Genomic DNA, 21,804 nt, shown 5'->3' with positions numbered 1-21,804 from the left:
GCAGCGCAGAAAGCCGGCGTTGGCAGTGCCCAGAGGCTGCTGCTTTATTGCTGCTGCTGATAGGCTGTGATACCGCCCAGCAGATTACGCACGTTTGAGAAGCCATGCTGGGTAAGCAGCGCCTTGGCTGTAGCCGAGCGGCCGCCGCCTTTGCAGTGCACAATGATTTCCTGGTCTTTCAGGTTTTCGAGTTCCTCAATTTTATCGGGTAGGGTGCCCAGAGGAATATTCTGACTGCCCTCAATGCGGGATTCTTCGTTTTCCCAGGTTTCGCGCACATCCAGAATCAGGGGTTTCTCGCCGGCAGATTGGCGTTGTTTTAGCTCTTGGGGGGTGATGTCGTTCATGAGGTAGGAGCAGGAAATAGAGTTCAACTGGCAATTGATTCGGCAACAATAGCCATTTCCAGCTGAAGAATAAGTGAAGTAAGGCTAAAACGCCAGCATCAGCCGCTTGGTTACCAGGCGGCCATCGGGCAGGGTGAGCTGCACCAGATACACGCCACCGGCCAGGGCCCGCAAGTCCAGCTCGGGCTGCCCCAGCTGCCCGACCGGCTGCGCCCAGACGGGGCGGCCCAGGGCATCGAGCACGGCAGCGCGGGCGTACCTGCCATCCACCCGCACCAGCCCGGAGCTGGGATTGGGGTAAAGCGAATACGCGGCGGCCGTTTGGGAGTCAGTGGTGGCCGTTACGGTCGAGTTGTTGGTCATCACGGCCCGCATAATGATGCTACCGGCCGGAGCGCCACCCACGGTGGAGTAGTCGAAAGAAGCGTTTTCCCAGACGCCGAAGGTGCTTTTCAGGAAGTAGCCGGCGGGTGGGGCATTGTTCAGATCCAGGGCGAAGGGCACCACCGAATTGCCGAAGGGGCCGTGGCCGTAGCCCAGGTAAAACGTGCCCGATACGGGTACCGGCGCGGCAAAGATGATGTCGATATAGCTTTGGCCGGCTGGTAGCGTAGCCGGAATCGTAATACTTTGGGTGGCCTTGGGCTGCGCGGCGGGCGTGCCGCTTTGGTCGTCCCACACGTTGGCCGTAATAACGCGGCCGGCCGCGGCCGGCAGGATCGGGTAGATGCGCAGGCTACGAACCTGGTCGGGCTTGTTGAGGTCGAAGCGGTAGGCGCGGTAGCGGGGCGCGCCGGTCGAAAACCGCTCGATGCTGAGCGTGGCTTCGGGTGTCCCGTCGTCGTAGGCATAGTAGTTTTTCAGCTCCGTAACCCGCGTAATGGTGTCGTTGCGCACGGTGGCGGAGGCCGCCGTTTCACCCGTCAACAGGTAAATGGAGTGGCGCAGCACCTTTTCCTCGGGCGTGAGCGGAATGGCCAGGGTGCGCGCATCTACGCTGATGGGCGTTTGGCGCGTGTGCGGGTCGAGCGACTTGCCGCCGGAAGCCGTGGTGGTCACCGTACCCGTGGGAAGCACCTGGAGGCGGCCAAACCAGTTGACGGGCGTGCCGGCCGGCCCCGGCCCCAGGTTGTTGACGGTGGTGCCAATAACGTCGTTCAACTCGTTGCTGGGCGTCGGGTTGGCGTTGTATTGCCACACCGGCATAGCCGTGTAGCGCTTTAGCAGGCTCCCCAGCGGACGGCTGGTGGCAATGTCGCGGTTGGTAGAGTCGGCGGCAGAGCGGTTACGGTCGAGGCGCACGTAGTCGATGCTCCAGGCATCGTCGCCATCCACGTTCGACTGGTTGCCGGACGAGTGAAACCGGAAGCGGAAACCCGCATGCAGGTAGCGCGCCTCGGTTACGGGAAACAGCAACTGCCGGAAGCCGGTACGCACGCCCTGGCTGCGCTGAATCCAGATTTGCCGCCAGCTGCCGGTATTATCCAGAAATTCAAGCTGTAGAAATATCTGGCGGGAGCTGCTGGCAGCCGTAGGCGCCGAGAAAATATTGCCCGCCTGCCAGAAATAGCTCAGGTACACGTTGTCGGCGGCACTCAGCCCGCTCAGGTCGATGGGCTGCGACGTGAGCGTGTCGGTGTCGCTGAAGAAGCTGCCGTAGGGTTGGCCGTTGCTTTTGAGCCCATCGAAGGTAACGGCGCCGCGAGAGGGTGGGGCCAGCACGAAGCGGTTGTTGACCAGTGTGCCGCCGCCCACGGCCCACCGCACCGCATTAGGCGCACCTTCGGGCTGAGTGGAGAAGTCGTCGAAGAAGGGCAGGGCCAGCACCGTGGGGCGGCCCACCGGCGCGGCCGTAACCGGCGTGATGGCCCGGCTGGGGTCGTTGGGCAGGGAGCCGGCCATCTGGGCCTGAACCGCCAGTGGGGAGAGGCCGGCGGCCAGCAGATAAGTAGATAAGAAGCGTAGGAAACGGGTCATAGAGGCAAGTTACGTAAGCCAAACGTGGTCGGCTGCCAGAATATTTCAGTATGCCGGCTGCCTGAACAAGAGTCAAGGCGGCGGTGGAGTTCAGCCGTTACGCAAAAGACCCTTCCGGAAGCTCCGAAAAGGTCTTTTGTAACTTATCATGACGGACAATGCGCGGCTAATTCACCGATTTGAGCGGGGCGTCGCCAGCAATCCAGAGGTCGACGAGCTGGCCCATGCGAATGGTGGCGCCGGGCGCGGGCACGGGGCGCTGCTTCACCACGGTGCCGTCGGTCTGGCCTTCTTCGGCGGGCTGGTAGAAGATTTCACCTACCTGCAGGCCCTGGCCCACGAGTAGGGTAGCAGCTTCATCCTGGGGCATGTTTACCACGTTGGGCACCGGGAATTCCTGGTTGCCCTGGCCGTCGCCTACCACCAGGTCTACACGGGTGCCTTTGGCAATGGGGGCGCCGGGCACAATTTCCTTGCCGCCCACCAGCTGCTTGAGCACCGCGTTCTGGGCCAGGTCGGGCACCAGCTTGATTTCGCCGACTACCAGATCATAGCTTTTCAGGATCATCTGGGCATTTTTCACCGAGCCGTCCACCAGCTTGGGCATCTTGATGACCGGCGGGTTTTTCATGCTCACCGAGATATAGATTTTGCGGTCTTCCTTCACCCGCTCACCGGGCGCGGGGTCCTGGGTGAGCACTGTGAAGGGCGCAATAGTGGGGTTGTAGCTGCTGTCGTCCACGAAGTAGCGCAGGTTCCGCTCGTCAAGGTAGTCTTCCAGGGCTTCCTGCTTCATGCCCGTAATTTTGGGCACCACAATGGTTTCGCCGTGGTTGGTGGTGATGGGCAGGTACACGAAGAAGAAGCCAAACAGCAGCAACGCCCCGGCCGCCCCAATCACCAGCAGGTGCTTTACAAGGTCGAGGGGCGTATCCGATTTGAGAAATGACATTGGGAGAAGAGGATGCTAAAATGGAAATAGCCGGAATTTTGAGCGAAAGGTAGGAGGTTGGAGTCAGAAGCTGCTAAGAAATTAGCAAGCTAACACCCCTCCTCAGATGAGGAGGGGTGCTCGAAGGGTGGGGTGGTTGAAACGGCAGAACAGTTTTAGAGCTACTACTAAATATCGTTCTGCCGTGGTCAACCACCCCTAGCCCCTCCTCATCTGAGGAGGGGAACTAGCTTAACTCTAGCTCTAGCCGGCGGCGGTCAGCTTGGCGTTGCGCTCCTTGCCGAATTCCAGGATCCGGTCGATGAAATCGTAGGGCGTGTAGCCGTTGAGGGCCGTTTGGTGGAAGATGCAGGTGGCGGGCGTCATGCCGGGCAGGGAGTTGACCTCGATGATGATAACCTCTACGGCGCCCGTTTCGCGCACCCGCACGAAGGCGTCGATGCGGGCGTACCCCTGGATGTTGAGCACTTCGGCCACGCGCTTGAGCTCGGCTTTCACCTCGTCGGAAATGCGCTGCCGCTCGGCTTTTTCCGGGGCGTAGCGGGCCGGCGTGATGTTCTGGCCTTCGCCAGCCAGGAATTTCTCTTCCAGACTCAGCACTTCGCCGCCGGCTAATGCTTCGGAAGCTTCAAACACCTCGATTTCCAGCTGTCCATCCGCTTGCCAGTGGGTGAGCAGGCCGCCCGTAACTTCGAGAAAATGCCGGGCCCCGTCGCGGCTGATGAGGGTTTCGACCAAAAAGGCGTCCTTCTGCGGGAATTCCTCCTTGAAGCCCAGATTCAGCACCGTAGCCGGCTCGGGCATGAGGTCTTCCTGGTCGCGGAAGATAAGCTGGGTAAAAGATTCCAGCTCCGCGCGGTTCTTGATTTTCTTCACGGCCGAGGAGCAGCCGTCGTCGGCGGGCTTGGCAATGAAGGGGTAGGCAAACTGCGTTTCCAGGCTGCGGTAGAAGCTTTCCGGGTCGGCCTGCCACTCCAGGCGGGCGGCCATGCGGTGCTCGGCTACCCGCAGGCCGGCTTCGCGCAGGCGGCGGTTCGTCTCAAACTTGTTGATGGTGATGCTGCTGCTTTCCACACCCGAGCCATTGTAGGGCAGTCCTAGCTTTTCCAGCTCCCGCTGCAGGGCACCATCCTCGCCGGGGCGGCCGTGCAGGGCAATAAAGACCTCATCCACCTCGTGGGCCAGCTCCTCAAACGAGAGGCGGCGCGGCTGGGCCGTGGCCTGCCCGGCGTAGGTGCTGGTAATGGCGCTGGCCTCGGTCCGAATCCGCTCCAGCACCGGGTGCTGGGCGTGGCCGGCCTCGGCGTACTCTATTTTCTCCCGGATGTCGTCGGCATTGTCTTTCAGCATCACGTTGATGGGCAGCACGTAGAGGCGGAATTCCTGGCTGTTGCCGGTCAGGAACACGGGCACCGGCTCATACTTGATGCTGGAACTGAGCTTCTCGTAGATATTCCGGCCGCTTTCCACCGAAATGTGGCGCTCCGAAGAGTAGCCACCCATAATAACGGCCACCTTGGTGCGGGTGCACTCCTCGTGCTGGCGCGAGGCCACGGCCTCGTCGAGCTGCCGCAGCAGCCCGGCCAGCCGCACCGGCTTCATGCCCCCGCGCCGCCGGGCGGCCAGGGAAGTCCGGATCAGGAAGGTGAGGAACTGCGACGGGTTCAGGCCAATTTCGGCGGCCTGGTGGAAGAAGAACGACGCGGGCAGCATACCCGAGGTGGTATTCGGGTCATTTAAGAAGATTTGGGTAGGAGGGTGGGAGGGTAGAAGGGTAGGAGTTGTTGGTTCTCCCTCTTGCCCTCTTACCCCCTTACCCTCATGCCCTTCTACAATGAACCCATCAATGCGGGCGTATACCTGGAAGCCGAAGGTGCGGAACATTTCCTCGCAGGCTTCCCGGATGCGCTGGATTTCGGCTTCGGGCAGGTCAATCGGGGTGATTTTGCGGCTCAGGCCGGGCAGGTATTTCGAGCGGTAGTCGAACATTTCCTCGCCCTTCACAATCTCGGTGGGCGGCAGCGCCAGCGGGTTGCCGCTGGGGTCTTCCACCACGATGCAGCTGAACTCGCGCCCGGCCACAAACGCTTCCACCAGCACCTGGGCCTCGCCGTCCACGTTGGTCAGCAGCACGGTTTCGGCCGTTGCAAAGGCCCCATCCAGGGCCTGCAGCAGTGCTTCAGGGTGGTAAACAGTTGTTTGTTGTTGGTTGTCAGTTGTCAGGCCGTTCTGATTTACTGCTTCACTAACAACTGACAACGAAGAACTAGCAACTACCACCGGCAGGCCGATACCGTCGCGGATATCGGTCAGGTGCTGCACCCAGGCAATCTTGTCTTGCTCGCCCAGCCGCTGCCATTCCTCTTTCGTTACGGTTTTGCGGAACAGGCTGCGTTCCACGGCGCGGGCAAACTGCTCGGCGTTGGCTTCGCGCAGAATGGAAATACCGATGCTGGAGCCCTGGCGCGGCGCTTTGAACACCAACGGCAAGCCCAATTCGCGCACCAGGTAGTCCAGGATGGCGGGCTGGCTGGCGGCCGTGTCCCACTCCTCGGCCGTCAGCACCCGGTACTCGGGCGTGGGCTTGTGCAGGGCTTTGAGCAGCTTTTTCTGGGCAATCTTATCAATGCCGAACGCCGAGGGCAAGATGCCGGAGCCGGAGTAGGGAATGCCGTACCATTCGAGTAGGCCCTGAATGGCCCCATCCTCGCCGCCGGGTCCGTGCAGGGCCAGGAAGGCAAAGTCCATCAGCTCAGGCAGCTCGTTGGGCGGCACGCGCCGGCCTACTTCGCCAATAATCGTATCCTGCTCCTCAGTGCTCAGCTCGCCCAGGCTTTCGAGGTACACCTGCAGCTTGTGTTGCGAGTCGGGCAGGGCCGATACGGGCGGATAAAAGTCGCGGATAGTGCCTTTGTAGATGTAGTGCCAGTCGAGCAAAATGAAGTTGCCGCGGCTGTCCACGAAGATGGGTACGGCCTGGAACAGGGATTTGTCCAGGTTATCATATACCGTGCGGCCGCCAGCAAAGGATATTTCCCGCTCACGCGACGGGCCGCCGAAGAAGATGCCTATTTTCATACGTAAAGCAAAGGTACGAGTCATTGGGGGATTGGCGAGTGCCGGGCCAGTAGCGCGAACTTTGTAGTTCGCGTGCCCCGCGCCGTCCGAATCGTTTCGGTACGCGAACTACAAAGTTCGCGCTACTATTGGCCAACGGCCTCAAGATGGCTCCCCCAAGCAGTTTTGACAGGCTAAAACTCCCGCGAGGTGTTCTCAAACCAGTTTCGGAATGTCAAAACAGGTTTGAAGTACTCTCCAAAGGTTTTTCCGCGGGAAATATGTCATTTGGAGAGTACCCCAACCCTGTTTTGAGCTGTAAGAAGCCCAGATTAGTACTCCCCAAATGACTTTCGGCGGGGAATAGGTCATTTGGTGAGCTTACCAAACCAGTTATTTCTTGCCGAAAGTCATTTGGAGAGTACTCCCAGCCTGTTTTGGCCCGCGAAAAGCCGTTTGGAGAAGATACCGGGGCGGTTTCTGCCGCAAATCCGGGCTGGGAGCCGCCACAACCCGCCGCCTCTGCTTACATTCGCCCGTAGTAAGACCTCTTCCAACCCTATTCTTTTCCATGAAAACTCTGGATCAGTACAACTTCGCCGGCAAGCGGGCCGTGGTGCGCGTCGATTTCAACGTGCCGCTCGACTCGGCCCTGCACATCACCGATGACACCCGCATCCGGATGGCCACGCCCACTATCAAGAAGATTCTGGCCGACGGTGGCGCCGTGGTGCTGCTCTCGCACATGGGCCGGCCCAAAGGTGGCCCCGACGAGAAAAACTCGCTCCGCAACCTCGTTTCACGCCTCGGGCAGGAGTACGGCACCCCCGTTAAGTTCGGCGGCGACGTTATCGGGCAGGAAGCGGCCCAGGCCGCGGCCGCGCTGCAGCCCGGCGAAATCCTGCTCCTCGACAACCTGCGTTTTCATGCCGAGGAAGAAAAAGGCGACGCGGCTTTTGCCGAAAAGCTTAGCCAACTCGGCGACGTGTACGTAAACGACGCCTTCGGGGCCGCGCACCGCAAGCACGCTTCCACGGCCGTTATGGCCCAGTATTTTACGCCCGAAAACCGCATTGCCGGCTACCTCATGCAGAGCGAGCTAGACAATGCCCACAAGGTGCTCACCAACCCCGAGCACCCCTTTACGGCCATCATGGGTGGGGCCAAGATTTCCGACAAAATCCTCATCATTGAGCAGCTGCTCGATAAAGTCGACTACCTGCTCATCGGTGGCGGCATGGCCTACACCTTTGCCGTGGCCCAGGGTGGCAGCATCGGCAGCTCCCTGCTCGAAGCCGATAAGGTAGAGCTGGCTGCCAGCCTCATCGAGAAAGCCAAAGCCAAAGGCGTGCAGCTGGTGCTGCCCGTGGATAGCATCATTGCCAACAAGTTTGCCAACGATGCCGACATCGACGTGGCCGGCAATCTGAGCATTCCCACCGGCTGGATGGGTCTCGACATCGGCCCCGAGTCGCGCGAAACCTTCGCCGACATCATCCGCCAGTCGAAAACCATCCTCTGGAACGGTCCGATGGGCGTGTTTGAGATGAGCAACTTCTCGGTGGGCACCGAGTTTGTGGCCCGCGCCATTGCCGATGCTACGGCCGCCGGCGCCTTCAGCCTCATCGGCGGCGGCGACTCGGCCGCGGCCGTCAACCAGATGGGCTTCACCGACCGGGTATCCTACATTTCGACCGGCGGCGGCGCGCTGCTGGAGTATATGGAAGGCAAAGAACTGCCCGGCGTAGCCGCTCTGGAAGGCCGTTAATCCCGTTTATTCCATAGAAAAGGCCCGCCGTAATGAGTACGGCGGGCCTTTTCTATGAAATAACAGTTCCTCTAATTCACGTACGGCGGCTCCAGCGTCTGGCCCATGCTGATGAGCGGCGCGGTGGGCACCTGCCCAGTCAGGCGCGTGGCCAGAGCACGGGCCTCGGCCTCACTCACCACGTCGAGATGCCGCAGCCAGTGCAGGCGCTGCAGCTGGGGCTCGATGATGCCCAGCGGATTGACAGCTGCGTAATGCTCCTTGAGGTAAGCCTTGCTGCGCTGTTCAAGGGCCTCGGCGAAGTTGTTCAGCTCGTTGCGCTGGCTGCTCCGGTCAGCCAGCTGGATAGAGGCGCGGGAGGTGCCCAGGTTGAAATGCCGCCACCAGTTGTTCTGGCCATAGAGGTAAACTGCCACCAGCAGAAGGCCCACGCCGAAGGCTACTGCCCACTCTGTATTGGTAATGCCCGCCACGTGCTTGCCGCTGTGCTGCAGGGCATAGGAAGCTAGCCAGAGAAAGGTTAGGGGCACCCATTTGAGCTGGGGCGTGCTGGTGGTGCGCTCCACGCGCACGGGCAGCACTTCCTCGTAGGGCATTTCAAATTCCAGAAGCTTGGTGCCGCGGCGGGTCCGCTCGCAGACGTATAGGCCGTGTGGCCGCAGGGCAAGCTGCGTAACGCGCGTGAGTTGACGTTGTTCGAAAAACATAGAACGATAATTCCGGCCTCGGGCCGGCCTAAAAAATCACCCGAAGGGCGAGGGAGAAAAGCAGAGGACAAAAATAGCGAGCATCACCCAGCCCAGCACCTTACGGCCCAAACTTAACGACCGCTCATCGGGCGCGGGCGGATGGAAGATGCCCATAAAGCGACCCAGCAGCAAGCCGAACACGAGCCAGCCGGGGTTGCCCTCAATGCCGGGCACGGCCAGCGTGAGTGCCAGCTGCGCCGCCACCACGCTCAGGCCCAGCAACACCGTACGCCGCTTGGTGGGCACCACCCGCCGAAACACCACGAACAGGTAGAGGGCATACGGCACGCCGCCGTAGAGCCAGGTTTCCCAGGAGCTATGCAGGGTAAAGATGCCCAGGCCCGCGTAAAAGATAAAGCTCACAAAGAACACCACCGACAGCCGGTTGAAGCGCTGAAAGCCCAGCAGGCCGTAGAGAATGTGGCCGCCGTCGAGCTGGCCGATGGGCAACAGGTTGAGCGCCGTGAAAAACAAGGCCAGCGACCCGGCCAGCAGCACCGGGTAGTGCATCAGCTCGTTGGGGTGGGGCAGGCGCGTGGGGTCGGCAAACCATTGTTCGAGCAGCTTGTACAGCAGCGGGTGGTTGAGCGTAAGGCCGCCCGCGCTGCCGTCATACACGTGCCGGGCGTAGTCGGCCCCGTAGGCGCGGTACTCCGGGTGAATCTGGAACACGTAGTCCCAGGGCGGCAGGTGGGTGAAGCCGTAGATGAGTACCGGCACGGCCACCAGAAAACCCGCCAGCGGTCCGGCCAAGCCGATATCGAAAAATTCCTTGCGGGAAAAGATGCGGTCCTTGATGCGGATAACCGCCCCGAAGGTGCCGATAGTATTGAAAAAGCCGGTGAAAAACGGAATGTAGTAGGGCAGCGTAGCCCGCACCTTGTAGTGGCGGGCCGTGAAGTAGTGCCCGAACTCGTGTACCGTAAGCACGCCTAGAAACGGCAGCGAAAACCAGAGCCCCCGCAGAATCTCGCGTTGCGTAAACCAGCCGGTGAGCCGGAAAAGTTCGCCTTGCAGTGCATCCTGCCGCACAAAAAAGGGACGCCCCGTTATCCACTCCGCCCCGGCCAGGGTGGTGGTCGTTAGGGTGATGAGAAACAGCAGCAGGTGCAGCGAATACACGCGCCAACGCGGCGGCTCGGGACGTTCGTACCGGTCAAAATCAATTTCCGCAGGGGCTTCGGGAGCAGGTGCGTCAGGCAGGGGAAGAGAAGGCACGGATGGCAGCGGGAAGGGCGTCGGTGAGCGTGAGGGGCGGGGCCAGAAACAGCGTGTGCAGTCCCAGCCGTTGGGCCGTTTCGATGTGCTGAAAACTATCCTCAATAAAAAGAGTTTCGGCCGCTTTCCAGTTCATTTCCCGTAGGGCATGCGCGAATATCTCCGGGCCAGGCTTGCGCAGGCCTACTTCCTGGGAATAGAACACCCGGTCGAGGCAGTCGGCAATGCCGTGGCGCAGCCCATACTGCGCCTGCAGCCGCCGGTTTATTTCCTGGATGTGAATCTGGTTGGTGTTGCTGAGCAGCGCCGTATGGTGACCCTGAGCGCGCAGTTCGGCAATAAAGGCCAGCCGCTCGGCCGGCACGTCGAGCAACATGGCGTTCCAGGCCGCATCCAGGGCCTCATCAGAGGCCTCGTGTAGGGCATAGTGCCGGCGCAGTCCCGCCCGAAATTCCGCCGGAGTCAGTCGGCCGGTTTCCAGCAGGTCAAACAGCTCGGCCTGGTTTTGCTGATTGAACTCGATGGTGCTATCCGCTTGGCTCAGTGTCCGCATGGCCTCCAGCGTCAGCTGGTAGTCGATGTTGATAATAACGCCTCCGAAATCGAAGAGCAGGTTGGGCTTTTTGCCAGTCATATAGTTGAGTACCACCGCTCAGCCCGCCACCCTAAGGACTGGCCGCCGACTGTCGCCATTTAAGAATTGGAAATCCGGCCGTAAACTTCGAAGTTTGCGCTGCCGAAACCAACTAACGACGGTTTTGAGCAGGGCCTATAGCTCAATCGGTTAGAGCAGCTGACTCATAATCAGCAGGTCACTGGTTCGATTCCAGTTGGGCCCACATATAGTGTTAAAAAAGCCTCTCCAAAACACCTGGAGAGGCTTTTTTAAGTTAAGTGGTAAAACATAGGTAAAACATTTGATCCCTATAGGGGACTACTCTACATCTGTATTTCATTTGCTCTACTTGATTCAGACTTTTTATATACCAATACAATGTCCATAAACGAGATTCGAACATTTGCTAATCAGTCGATCAAAAACAGATCGCTTCCGTTCTCATTAGAAATAATTTATCTAATTGATGAAGCGATTGTTAATAACAATACATTATCGCGTAACCCAGAAAGGTACCTCGCCGATAGAGATGAGGTAACAGGGTTTGTAACCGCAGGCTCTGGAGTAGACGAGTATCAGCTCGTCCAGAAATGTTATAACATTTCTGGACGAGCTTGAAACAACTGCGGTTCGAAACGGGCAAAGCATCGTGAATGCCTCTGCTTTCGGCGATGTACTAAAAAAGTTATGTCCATTACCTCCTATCTGCTGATGAGCCGAGAGATGAATGAAGATCAACGCAAGGCCTATGACTTGCCGCGGATGCTGCTAAGCAAATTATTTCTCTTAGTACAGCAATTATTGCCGTTTCGGTTACCCTAGCAGGCAACGAGTTAAAAAACGAGTCATCAGGCTTTATAATCACGACATGGATACTGTTCTTATTGGCTATCTTCTGCGGTATTTGGATGCTTCACGCTCTAACAAGGAACATAGCGAAATCGGATACGAATATATATAGCAAAAATGTAATTTTTCCATGGAGATTGCAAATAGTTTTCTTCATCTTGGCCTTGATAATGACAATAGTGGTGGGTAGAAAGTCGGTAAATCAGGATAAAAATAAAGACACATAAACAGAAAAAATCATAATCAAGACTAAATCAGCTGTTCACGAAAGCACAACTGATACCATCATTTACCAACATGAGTAGCAGTTTATCTGCAGCAGAAATTTCTCGCGTTGCTCCACTCTATCAGTAAGTCATCTAGCTTGATATGCGCCGCGTAGTCGCGCAGGTACTCCCGGCTAGTAAACGTCCGAGTCCGTAGCATCTCGTTTGTGTCCGGCATAGTACTCCTCGGCCAAGAAGATGCCCAGGTGGTAAATATTCCCCGCGTCCTTTTCCTCCCAGCGAGTGGTCAGAAAGGTGTCCTTGGCCCAAATCGCATTTAGATGCTCAAAGAAAGGAAAGTAAAGAAGGCGTTCTGGGTTATGAGCATCGCAATTCGACTACAGGAATATCAACATCAGCAGCAGAGGTAGAACGGAACCCAGTTCCACTAAAAAGCCCTTCTCATAATTGGGAAGGGCTTTTTTTATTTACTGACAATAGATGCGGTCTGAATGTATACAGAGAGTCTCGACTGCTTTATCGTTAGAATTAGGTTGCTATGCCTAAACTTCATGGTCTTCTCCAAATGAATTGCGCAGGTCGATGCGGTTTTCGTTGTGCAACTTGATGTTAGAGTGAGGAAAGCTAAAACGGTCAAGGTTTCGAGTTACCGCACTATATATGTCATGCTGCTTATGTGGGTCACTAATGGTTATGATCAAGCAGAATTCTTGAGCTAATTCTGCATTGCTCAACAATTGTTCAGCCGCGTAGTTGGCCAGTGACTTCAGTTGTAAATACCATTTCCGAGCAGATGGTAGTGAACGCATCCGATGCGCTTCAGTCATCTCGTGAAGATTAACGGCGTACTTTTTAACTGGGTGATACTTGAGCGACTCATCTCGGAGCTGGCGTTCAGATGAAAAGCCTGAGCTAGAGCGTCCCTTTCTGTAACGTGCTTGGTAATGGCTACTAAGCAGAACATTGTGAGGATTGTTGCGCCCATAAGGGTTACGAACAGTCGCTATTTCTAGGTCTCGTTCTTTGATTGAGTCATAAGTGCCCATAGACAGCATCACATCTGTCTGGCAATATTCTGGACCTTGAGTGCCATCTAAGTATGGGCTAGTAACCAGCGTTGCTACAATCTCACCGTAGAAGAGACCATTTTCGTCCACCAAGTTATCTGGATATGGGAAGTCCATAATATCAATGTACTTCCCTTTTTCAATGGTGTCACGAAGGACCAAGGTGATTTCGTGGGGAGCATTATACAAGATATTGTCAACGCTACTTGGCAGACCATAGCCCATCTGACGCAGGCGCTCCGTTTGATCCAGAGTTGCATGGCTTGTAGCTTCTGATCCAGCATTGCAGCAGCTAATATTGCTATACCTCTATCTGTTTCTTTATTTAACTCCGCAATCACTCTGTTGATTCGATCAAGCTTAAGTTGAAAGTCGGCCGTTGGTTGTTGGGTATGTGGGACAATAGGCTCCATGTGAAATTGGTTTTAGGTTATCCCAATCTACGCATCCGCTTCGGCCAATCATAGATCCTACAACGCCTCCCCTCGGCGTCGCCGCTGGCCTTGCCCAGATTCTCCAACTGCTTGCTGGCCGCCGCCTGCTCTTTGGTCTGGCCGCGCAGCTGCTCACGCAGGGCCGTGGCCTGCGTGGCATACTCCTCCTGCGACACCTTGCCGGCCTTATAGTCGGCCGTTAGGGCTTTCTGGCTGGCACGGGTGGCCTCAATATCGGTGGTCAGGCCGCGTTGCTGAACGCGCACCTTGTCCATCTCGGCCTTCAACTGCTCGCTGGAGAGACGAACTTCAAGTAAGAGCTTTTCTGTGGTATCCTGCGCCATACGGTAACCTACCACAAGCAAAAGGCCACGGCAACTGCCATGGCTTCAAAACGTCGCACAGATATGGTAAAACGTCACGGGATGTCATTAATCTTAGTCTGTATGCCTTTGCAAGGGAATCGCTTCTTCTGTTGAGGGAATAAAGCCCAGCTAAAATCTATAGGGTAGGGAAAGAAAAAAGCCCCGGCCAGATGGCCGGGGCTTCTTGTATCCTGACGGTAGATAAACGCTTACTCTTTGACAAACTTCTGTTTGTACTCTTGCTTACCATCAAAAACGGTCACGAAATACAGACCGGGAGCTAAGGATGCTACATCAACTTGTCCATTGCCTTGGTACCGGGCAGTGGTAAGAACACCGCGTACATCCGTGATTTTTACACTAACCAATTCGTGCGAACCGCCTACGGTCAGCGTCAATTGGCTGCTAGCCGGGTTGGGATACAGCTGGAGTGCCTGTTGCGTGGCTTTGGAAGCTTTCGAGCCGGTTGCTAAAACGTGGCCGCCATTCGTTCCTCTCGCGTCCGCATCGAAAATAAGAGTCCATTTCTGATTATCCGTATAGGCGAAATCCCACTGGTTTGCGACGGCCCCATCATTATAATAAACAGATGGCCCACCGCCTATCTCCAGCACCTTCTGAGTTAAGATGTTTTTGAGGTAGTAGGTATTGCAGGCGACAGGGCCAACACACGCGGGAACCAACTCCCATCGCTGGTCAAAATAACCCGTGTAAGGTTGTTGGGTTATTCTGGCTCCGTTATCATATGACTCCACTTCAAGGGCCAAGCCGCTATAACGGTTTACCATAACATACTCGCCTGCGTCTATGTAGTGCAAATACCACTGCTGATGGGCTAAGCCTACCGAGGTTGCTGGCGTAACATTGGTCCATTGATGGGCTTGTTTGCCTGCCACAGTGCTGGCATTGCCTATCTCCAGTACTTTATTGCTCGCCACGTTTTGCAGCTGGAATACTGTTGAGTCGTAGATTTGAGGTATCTCCTCCACGATCCATTGCTGACTGTAATTCCCTGCTATGTAGGTCCATTGATTGGCATACGTGCCAGCCGCCGTTTTTTGCGCAGGGGTACCTCCGATCTCCAGTACCTGATCTGTACTTGCAGTGGTGCCAAATATATAAATATTATCTACCCCTGACCCTGATCTGAAAAGCCATTGTTCCGATCTAGCTCCGCTCACGTATGGCCACTGATTTGCTTTCGCACCGGAGGGTTGGGGATAACCGCCGCCAATTTCCAGTGCTTGGCCACTGCCACGGTTAATGATTTGCCAATAGCGCCCATCATACTTAAACTGCCACTGCTGATTGGCCGTGCCTATGTAGGGCCATTGGTTTGCATAGGCGCCTTGGGTTAAGGGTACACCCGTGGCCCCTCCGATTTCAAGGACCATCCCGCTATGTCGATTCGTGAGTTTGTAGACTTTGCCCTCTTGAATTCGGAATTGTGCCTGAGCAACCGCGGGAAGCAGCAGCCATATGGCAATAGCCAGCAGAAGTGATGAGAGGTAGTTGTGTTGTTTCATACAGTGTATAGAAAGGTGAATTCAGGGCAAACTTACCCCTATTTCTTCCCAGAGCCATATGCATAATAAATTAATCATATATAGGTGCTTATGAACAACAACTTGTTCTTTCTCTACAATGCCGTCACAGGTAAATAATAGCTTCTATGTAGTATCCTGGGCCATACGGCAACCTACCGCACGAAAAAAGCCCTGGCAACTGCCAGGGCTTTGAAACGTCGCAAAATGTGAGAGTTGAGAGGATAGTAACCCAACGACTCTTTGCTATAGTAGGGAAATTGGTGCTACCTCCCCGGTTGACTATTGCCCTTCCAGAGGGTTGGAGATAGGTGCTGAGTCTCCTGAAATGGCAGTCGTTGAGTAGTTGTCAATGAAGAACTCATAATATCCGCTAGGCAAATAGTCGGGCTCGCCGCTTTTATTCAGGTTAACCTGCTGCTGGCCGCTATTCGCAAATGCTTGTGCTTGTGCTGTAGGTGGTACAGGTATATAAGGAGGCAGTATTGGAGTCAGCTCATAGAGCGTGTTAGATGACACGCTCTTTGCAAACGCACGTACTTTCGTGCTGGCGCTTCGGAATTTCGACGTATCCCAATTCAGTGTGTAACTCGTGATATAATTGCTGGTTAGGGACTGTACTGTAGGGTAAATTCCACCGGAAAGGTTCACAGGGTTAGGGTTTGCCGCAATAGTAACTGGTGCCGATACAGCATGAGTATAGGTAGCAGGATTCCCCGTCGTGCCAATCATCAACGATTCGTCATCCGATTCTGTCCGCACTGTCAATGTGTAGGCGCCTGGTGCCAAATGAATTGGAATCCAATACCCAGTCATGCCATAACGGCCGTCATTATTGCCGCTATCCCCCCATACAAGTCTTCCATGTCGGGCTACCAATACAAGTTGTGACCCTTGCCAAAATTCAAAGGTGCAGAATGACGCTAATTCCGTATGGGAGATAATGCCGGGGTAATAGCGCTGACCCGATTCAACATTGATGCTCATTAGTTGCCCCGCAACTGCGGTACCCAGAACCAACGCGTCGGCTTGTGTGGTCTCCGCAACAGGAGCCATACTGGGATTAACTGTATCTTCTTTAGAACATGAAGTAAACGATACAGCGCTACTTAGCAGTGCTGTTGCCATAATGGCTCTAGAAAAAGCGAAATTGATTTTCATACTTAATGAAACGACGTGGATTATGATTTGCGCTAAAGATAGACAGGCCAAGTAACACAACTTGTTTTTTGATCAGCCATTGCTTAGAACGTCAACCTCAACAACTCCACCGGCGTGGAGGCGTCCGCCTCTTCCCAGTTGTCGATTTTATTGCAGTAGAAGTGCGCGCCTTCCTTTTCCAGCCAGACAGGCACGAGCTGATCAAAGCCCAGCACGGCGAGGGCACTGAGCCGCACCGAGGGCTTGAGCACCAGGGGCCGGGCATACACGGCGCGCAGGTGCTGGTAGTAGGCCGGCAGGATGTCGGTGGCGAAGCTCAGGCCCGCAAACGTGCTGGTGCGCGGGCTGATGCTGACCGTGCTCGTGCCGTCAGTGAGCTTGACGCTGCGCGTGGCCGCACCCTGCACCACCAGCCGGGGCACCGGGCTGCGCTTGTCGTACTGCGGCTCCACCGAGGCGGTACCGAGGCGCAGCTAGTAGACGGGCAACAGTGGCAGCCCGCTCCCGGAAACGGCCGTGGCCGCCCAGGGTAGTACCAGCGCGTCGCGCTCAGGCTCCAGGGTCTTATCGGGGCAGGGCAGAAAGCCGTCCCCCAACTCCTTCGCCGCCTCCGGATTGGTGCTATCCTCTTTCCAGCGGAAGTAGTTGCGCTGCGCCACCCCGCTGAGGTGAAAGAAGCGCGGGGCCGGCCGGCCGACGTCGACGCGGGGCTGCCAGTCGGGGGCCGAGGGCAGCGCGGCGGCCAGCGCCGGCCTGGTGGGCGTGAAGCGCACTACACGGGTATAGGGGTCGGTCTGCTGGGTCAGGCCTCACAGGCCCACCAAGGCCTTCACAAAGTCCTTCTGGCTCCAGTCGGGCAGCAGCTCCTGCAGGCGCAGGGCACCGCCGGGCGGCAGCTCGGGCAGGATTTCCACCGAGAAGCTATCCAGTGGCAGCGTGTTGCCGGCCGACACGTACACGGCACCAGTAAAGGCGGTAAAGCCCCACTTGGATTCGAGGCCCACGAAGTTGGGCCCGCGGCTGAGCTTAAGGCGGATTTCAATTTCTTCACCTGGTTGCAGCAGCAGGCGGTTGAGCGTCACGCTGGCCGTCAGGTATTCCAGCGCCTGGCTGCTCTTGCGGCTCTCCATTAGCTGCCCACCGGCCAGCTCCGTGTTGCCCCGGTAGACAAAGAGCTGCGCCCGGCCCGTGCCGTAGGGCGACTCAATCACCACGTTGGTCGAGGCCGCCACGTTGACGTAGCAGACGAACGGCGCTTTCCAGCGGTAAGTCACCGGGCTGAATACGTCCTGCTGCGTGGGCGCCAGGTAGCCGTAGCGCGCGGCCGTGTAGTCATAGGGCACGGGTGAACACGCTTTCTTCCCGGCCCTCGTAGGCGTTGCCAAATTTGCGGTTCTTCTCACCGGTGTTGTCGATGCCGGCGACGAGCTTGGTAGCCGTGCGGATGTCCTGCCCGTAGCCAGGCAGCGCCGCCGTGGGCATCAGCAGCGCATCAAAGGCCGCCGGCATCGGCCCGGCCCACCGGTAGCCGGCCTCGCCGAAAATCTGCTCCCACACCCGGCGCACGTACACGCTGGGCAGTAACTCATCGTCGAAAACGTGCAGCGTGTTGCCCTCCAGCGGGCCACCCTTGCCCCGGTCGTAGAGGTCGTACACGTAGCCCTGCTGCCATTGGGTGTGCGCCGCACCTTTGGCAGCATCGGCCAGGGTCCAGGTGTGGGCGTAGCTTTCGGGAAACGTCAGCTCCCCCAGCTTTTTGCCCTCGATGGCCTCGTAGAAATTCTTGTTGCCGCCCAGCACCTGCGCCTCGAAGCCGTCACCGGCCTCGTGCTGCTCGATGACGACCACGGCATTAGGCAGCACCTCCTGCCCATTGGTTTCCAGCGTGCCCGGCAGGACTGCATAGGGCACATCCGAGAGGCTGATACCGGCCTGGGCCTGCTCCAGGGCGGCGCGTACCTCGGGCGTATCGGCCAGGGTCAGCGTGCTGGAATAGTCGGCCTGCACGCTGGCGGGCTTGAGTAAGTCATTGGCCTGCACGGTGAGGCCCACCCGCTGCCCATCAGCCAGGGGCAGGCGCTGCCCGTCTGCCAATACGAAGGAAGTAGCCATCAGATACGGGTCAGGGGGTTGCGCTGACTCAGCGTGATTTCCATGTCGAAGGTCAGGCGGGTATCGGACGAGGTGCGGCCCACGGGCGCGGCCGTGGCCAGCACTGGCGTCAGCGTGCCGGCGGCCGTCTGGATGTATACCTGCGGCGAATCCAGCAGCGTGGTCAGCGTGGCATGCTGGGCGGGCCTCAAGTCGCCTGCGCGTAGTAGCAGCTTATCGATGCCGGGGCGGCGCAGCAGCTGGGCCGGGCCCTGCTCGGGACGGAACACGGTGCCGGCCTCGGGGCTGGTGCTGGGGTCCTGGTCGCCGTCGAAGAGCCAGCCTTCCCAGTTGCCCAAATTCGATATCCATTTTAGATATACTCCATTTATAGGCAGGTAAGTATGGCGAATCTGCAAAGTATAGGGTTGCGTCAGATAATTCATTCAGCAACCTACCGCACAAAAAAACCACGGCAACCGCCGTGGCTTCATTCCGTCACGCAACAAGGGTAAAACGTCACGCAATTTGGCAGCAAGCACAAAAAAGCCCCGGCCAGTAGTTTGACCGGGGCTTTTTCGATGGTGAGTCAGCAGCGAACCGCCTATTGTCCAACTATGATTCTTTCCAAAGTGACAGTTTTTGCGGCAAAATCATCCAAGTAGAGCATATATGTGCCTGTTGGTAAATACTCAGGTTTGTTTGGTTGATTTAGTATGATGTTCTCTGTCCCATCATTGTAAATATATGATTGGGCAGATGTGGTCAATTGGTATGTAGTACCCGTCGTCTCATTTCGGGCAAATGAGCGCAGCGAATAGTTGGAAAATAGAGCTGAATTCCAAGTCAAAGGATACGAGAAGTAAAAGGGAACTGATGATGAGGGTGGGCCATCAGGTATTACCTCAAACCCTGGCGCTACTGTACTAGATTGTACCGTGATGCCAGTTGATAAGGAGTGAACATAGGTGGCTGGATTGCCTGTCGTTGCTATTGTAAGTGACTTATCAGCTGACTGCGTACGAATTACGAGCGTATACTGTCCCGCAGGCACCAGTAATGGAATGGCAAAGTCCACTCCATAATATCGGGCGTAGTTCCCTGCTGTATTATCCGCAATAAAGGTGGCGACATCACGCGCAACGAAAACGAGTCGCGATGGGGAAACGGGCGTCCTTGGTGTCCAGAACTCCAGCCGAACCTCATCAGCGACTTCTGTGTGTGACAGCGAAGCTCCATAAAAGAAGCCCCCTGAGTCATATCTAAAGTATGCTGTTTCTCCCTGCGTTGCGACTCCCTCAACTCGGAGGGCATTGGCCTGGGTGGTAACTGCTATCGGAGCCTCGACCGGAAAGGCATCCTGCTCCTTGGAGCAAGATGAGAATAGGGTAATGCTTCCCAGTAAAAGTCCGGAAAGGGGCATCTTCATACTAGTAAACAGATTGCTTTTCATGCACATGGGATAAAGTGAGCTGTAAACATATATAGTTATAGGCAGTAAATAGTAGAATACTCATAAGAGAAGCTCCCTTTCGGGTGTTTTTCGTCTCCCTCCTCACAGACAAAACCCCACCAGCCCGAAACGCCACGCAACCATACCAAAGCGTCACACACTTTGCGGGCTGGACACGAAAACGCCCCGACCGGGTGGGCCGAGGCGTTTGTAAGGGCAGCTACTTGATACCCCTGCTTTAGAGTGGTTGAATGTCGAGTCTGTCCACAATTGCTGTCGTGTTACCTTCTGCTTTCAGTCGAATTTTTTCGTACTCCACAACCGCCACAAAGTCCACGGTGTAGGTGCCGGGCACGCTCCAGCGCAGGTACATGATGGCGACATAGACAAAGTGGGTACACGACTGACTTTCAACGGTGCATCAATCCGTAAGTCTATAAGAGCTAGTTCATTGGAAGTAGAAAACTTGGATGTAAGTCTTGTGCAAGGCGTAGACCCCTGGACTTATGATAATTCCGAGCTGCGCAGGTAGGTAAAAGTAGCGTACTCAGGTTTTCTTGGTTATTGAGGAGCAGGCTTGCTGCCAGGAAATGAAAAGCCTTGACGGAAAGCCCAAGGCAACCTCAGCCGCAATTCCGCCCCCCTGATGTGTTGGCAGCCAGTCTGCCCCGGTTTTGAAACTTCGGTGGGTTTGCTTTGTCTTACAGGACATTCATTTGGCTGTGGTGCTCGTTCTGGACCGCCACGCGGGCAAAACTTTTATTGCCCGCGTGTTCAGCTTCTACTTTGCGTTTTGTAATCTATGGAATACCGTCAATTGGGGGCCTCCGGCCTACGCATTCCGGTGCTGAGCTTTGGCACCGCTACCTTTGGGGGGAGCAATGAGTTTTTCAAAGCCTGGGGCAGTACGCAGGTCAACGAGGCCCGTCACCTCATCGATATCTGTCTGGAAGCCGGCGTCAACCTCTTCGACACGGCCAATGGCTATTCCGACGGCATGGCCGAGGAAATTCTGGGTAAAACCCTGGAAGGCTGCCGCGCCGAAGTGCTCATTTCCACCAAAGCCACCTTTCCCACCGGCACCGGCCCAAACGACTACGGCTCCTCGCGCCAGCACCTTGTTAAAGCCTGCGACGACAGCCTGCGCCGCCTCGGCACCGACTATATCGACATCTACCACATGCACGGCTTCGACACGCACACGCCCGTGGACGAAACCCTGCGCACCCTCGACCAGCTGATCCAGAGCGGCAAGGTGCGCTACATTGCCTGCTCCAACTTTTCGGGCTGGCACCTGATGAAGTCCTTATCGGTGTCGGAGCGCCACGGCTGGGCGCGCTACGTGGGGCACCAAGCCTATTATTCGCTGGCCGCCCGGGAATTTGAGTGGGAGCTGCTGCCCCTGGGCCTCGACCAGGGCGTGGGCACCATTGTCTGGAGTCCGTTGTCGGCCGGTTTGCTCTCGGGCAAATTCCGGCGCGGCCAGCCCGTACCCGAAAGCAGCCGCCTGGCTCAGGGCGGCGGCCAGGGCCCGCAGGTCCCCGACGAGCTGCTCTTCCGCATCGTAGACGCGCTGGACGAAGTGGCAGCCGAAACCGGCAAAACCGTGGCCCAGGTGGCCCTTAACTGGCTGTTGCAGCGCCCTACGGTGGTCAACATCGTGGTGGGAGCCCGCAACGAGGAGCAGCTGCGCCAGAATCTGGCTGCTGTGGGCTGGAACCTGACTACCGAGCAGGTTGCCCGCCTTAACGCGGCCAGCGCCACCGAGCCTATTTATCCCTACTGGCACCAGCGCCGCTTCCCGATGCTGGGCCACACCGGTACCTGAGCAATAGCCGTCAAGCGGGCTACCTGACTTTAGTAGCCAAAAATAAAATGCCTCCTCAACCCGACTTTACCGGGTTGAGGAGGCATTTTATTTACTAAACG

General features: G+C 56.7%; 19 protein-coding genes and 1 tRNA gene. 3 read left to right on the top strand and 17 right to left on the bottom strand.

Translation table 11 applies throughout. The features are described 5' to 3' along the window. Positions 1–44 precede the first annotated feature (44 nt). From LGH74_RS08815 to LGH74_RS08800, 4 genes are all read right to left on the bottom strand, one after another. Entirely contained in the window at positions 45–347 is a 303-nt protein-coding gene (locus LGH74_RS08815) for a rhodanese-like domain-containing protein (RefSeq protein ID WP_226174733.1), read from the bottom strand. An 84-nt stretch (positions 348–431) separates the two neighbouring features. Next, the gene (locus LGH74_RS08810; RefSeq protein WP_226174731.1) at positions 432–2,324 is read right to left on the bottom strand and encodes a T9SS type A sorting domain-containing protein; all 1,893 of its coding nucleotides are present in this window, start codon (positions 2,322–2,324) and stop codon (positions 432–434) included. A gap of 166 nt (positions 2,325–2,490) precedes the next feature. Next, the gene (locus tag LGH74_RS08805; RefSeq protein ID WP_226174729.1) at positions 2,491–3,276 is read right to left on the bottom strand and encodes a PASTA domain-containing protein; all 786 of its coding nucleotides are present in this window, start codon (positions 3,274–3,276) and stop codon (positions 2,491–2,493) included. Between the two features lie 243 nt (positions 3,277–3,519). Then, positions 3,520–6,354 (bottom strand): D-alanine--D-alanine ligase family protein, encoded by a 2,835-nt coding sequence (locus tag LGH74_RS08800; protein WP_226174710.1) that lies wholly within the window; start codon positions 6,352–6,354, stop codon positions 3,520–3,522. Positions 6,355–6,904: 550 nt separating this feature from the next. Between LGH74_RS08800 and LGH74_RS08795 the strand changes: the two genes are divergently transcribed. Next, positions 6,905–8,101 carry a phosphoglycerate kinase gene (locus tag LGH74_RS08795; RefSeq protein WP_226174708.1) on the top strand — a complete coding sequence of 399 codons (1,197 nt, stop codon included), beginning with the start codon at positions 6,905–6,907 and terminating at the stop codon, positions 8,099–8,101. 71 nt (positions 8,102–8,172) lie between these two features. Here LGH74_RS08795 and LGH74_RS08790 read toward each other — a convergent pair whose 3' ends face one another. The 3 genes from LGH74_RS08790 to LGH74_RS08780 are packed head-to-tail and all read right to left on the bottom strand — an operon-like array spanning position 8,173 to position 10,702. Then, entirely contained in the window at positions 8,173–8,808 is a 636-nt protein-coding gene (locus LGH74_RS08790) for a hypothetical protein (RefSeq protein ID WP_226174706.1), read from the bottom strand. Between the two features lie 36 nt (positions 8,809–8,844). Next, complete coding sequence (locus LGH74_RS08785) at positions 8,845–10,068, bottom strand: site-2 protease family protein (protein ID WP_226174704.1); 1,224 nt, start codon at positions 10,066–10,068, stop codon at positions 8,845–8,847. Continuing rightward, positions 10,046–10,702, bottom strand: a complete 657-nt coding sequence (locus LGH74_RS08780; RefSeq protein WP_226174702.1) for an HAD family hydrolase — start codon at positions 10,700–10,702, stop codon at positions 10,046–10,048. Before LGH74_RS08780 ends, LGH74_RS08785 begins: the two co-directional genes overlap by 23 nt. A 131-nt stretch (positions 10,703–10,833) precedes the next feature. Here LGH74_RS08780 and LGH74_RS08775 point away from each other — a divergent pair. Beyond that, positions 10,834–10,907, top strand: a tRNA-Ile gene (locus LGH74_RS08775). A 1,395-nt stretch (positions 10,908–12,302) separates the two neighbouring features. Here the strand turns inward: LGH74_RS08775 and LGH74_RS08770 are convergent. The 10 genes from LGH74_RS08770 to LGH74_RS08725 all read right to left on the bottom strand — a co-directional run bounded on the left by LGH74_RS08770 (position 12,303) and on the right by LGH74_RS08725 (position 19,875). After that, complete coding sequence (locus LGH74_RS08770) at positions 12,303–13,016, bottom strand: hypothetical protein (protein WP_226174700.1); 714 nt, start codon at positions 13,014–13,016, stop codon at positions 12,303–12,305. A 241-nt stretch (positions 13,017–13,257) separates the two neighbouring features. Further along, positions 13,258–13,605 carry a hypothetical protein gene (locus LGH74_RS08765; RefSeq protein ID WP_226174698.1) on the bottom strand — a complete coding sequence of 116 codons (348 nt, stop codon included), beginning with the start codon at positions 13,603–13,605 and terminating at the stop codon, positions 13,258–13,260. A gap of 230 nt (positions 13,606–13,835) precedes the next feature. Beyond that, positions 13,836–15,152 carry an RICIN domain-containing protein gene (locus LGH74_RS08760; protein ID WP_226174696.1) on the bottom strand — a complete coding sequence of 439 codons (1,317 nt, stop codon included), beginning with the start codon at positions 15,150–15,152 and terminating at the stop codon, positions 13,836–13,838. A gap of 300 nt (positions 15,153–15,452) precedes the next feature. Beyond that, a complete protein-coding gene (locus tag LGH74_RS08755; protein WP_226174694.1) occupies positions 15,453–16,331 on the bottom strand; it encodes a hypothetical protein in 879 nt (292 codons plus the stop codon). An 83-nt stretch (positions 16,332–16,414) separates the two neighbouring features. Continuing rightward, positions 16,415–16,783: a hypothetical protein gene (locus LGH74_RS08750; protein WP_226174692.1), complete on the bottom strand. Its 369-nt coding sequence runs from the start codon at positions 16,781–16,783 to the stop codon at positions 16,415–16,417. A 21-nt stretch (positions 16,784–16,804) separates the two neighbouring features. Continuing rightward, the gene (locus LGH74_RS08745) at positions 16,805–17,104 is read right to left on the bottom strand and encodes a hypothetical protein (RefSeq protein WP_226174690.1); all 300 of its coding nucleotides are present in this window, start codon (positions 17,102–17,104) and stop codon (positions 16,805–16,807) included. Positions 17,105–17,140: 36 nt separating this feature from the next. Continuing rightward, the gene (locus LGH74_RS08740) at positions 17,141–17,674 is read right to left on the bottom strand and encodes a hypothetical protein (protein ID WP_226174677.1); all 534 of its coding nucleotides are present in this window, start codon (positions 17,672–17,674) and stop codon (positions 17,141–17,143) included. Beyond that, a complete protein-coding gene (locus tag LGH74_RS08735; RefSeq protein ID WP_226174675.1) occupies positions 17,664–18,443 on the bottom strand; it encodes a hypothetical protein in 780 nt (259 codons plus the stop codon). Before LGH74_RS08735 ends, LGH74_RS08740 begins: the two co-directional genes overlap by 11 nt. Beyond that, positions 18,443–18,781 (bottom strand): hypothetical protein, encoded by a 339-nt coding sequence (locus LGH74_RS08730; RefSeq protein WP_226174673.1) that lies wholly within the window; start codon positions 18,779–18,781, stop codon positions 18,443–18,445. The genes LGH74_RS08735 and LGH74_RS08730 overlap by 1 nt, the downstream gene beginning before the upstream one ends. 245 nt (positions 18,782–19,026) lie before the next feature. Continuing rightward, complete coding sequence (locus LGH74_RS08725) at positions 19,027–19,875, bottom strand: hypothetical protein (protein WP_226174671.1); 849 nt, start codon at positions 19,873–19,875, stop codon at positions 19,027–19,029. 802 nt (positions 19,876–20,677) lie between these two features. On the opposite strand from LGH74_RS08725, the gene LGH74_RS08720 reads away from it, so the two are divergent. Next, entirely contained in the window at positions 20,678–21,703 is a 1,026-nt protein-coding gene (locus LGH74_RS08720) for an aldo/keto reductase (protein WP_226174669.1), read from the top strand. Positions 21,704–21,804 lie beyond the last annotated feature (101 nt).

The sequence above is a fragment of the Hymenobacter lucidus genome, from assembly GCF_020447265.1.
Taxonomy (GTDB): Bacteria; Bacteroidota; Bacteroidia; order Cytophagales; family Hymenobacteraceae; genus Hymenobacter; species Hymenobacter lucidus.
This window is presented reverse-complemented; position numbering and strand designations above follow the sequence as displayed.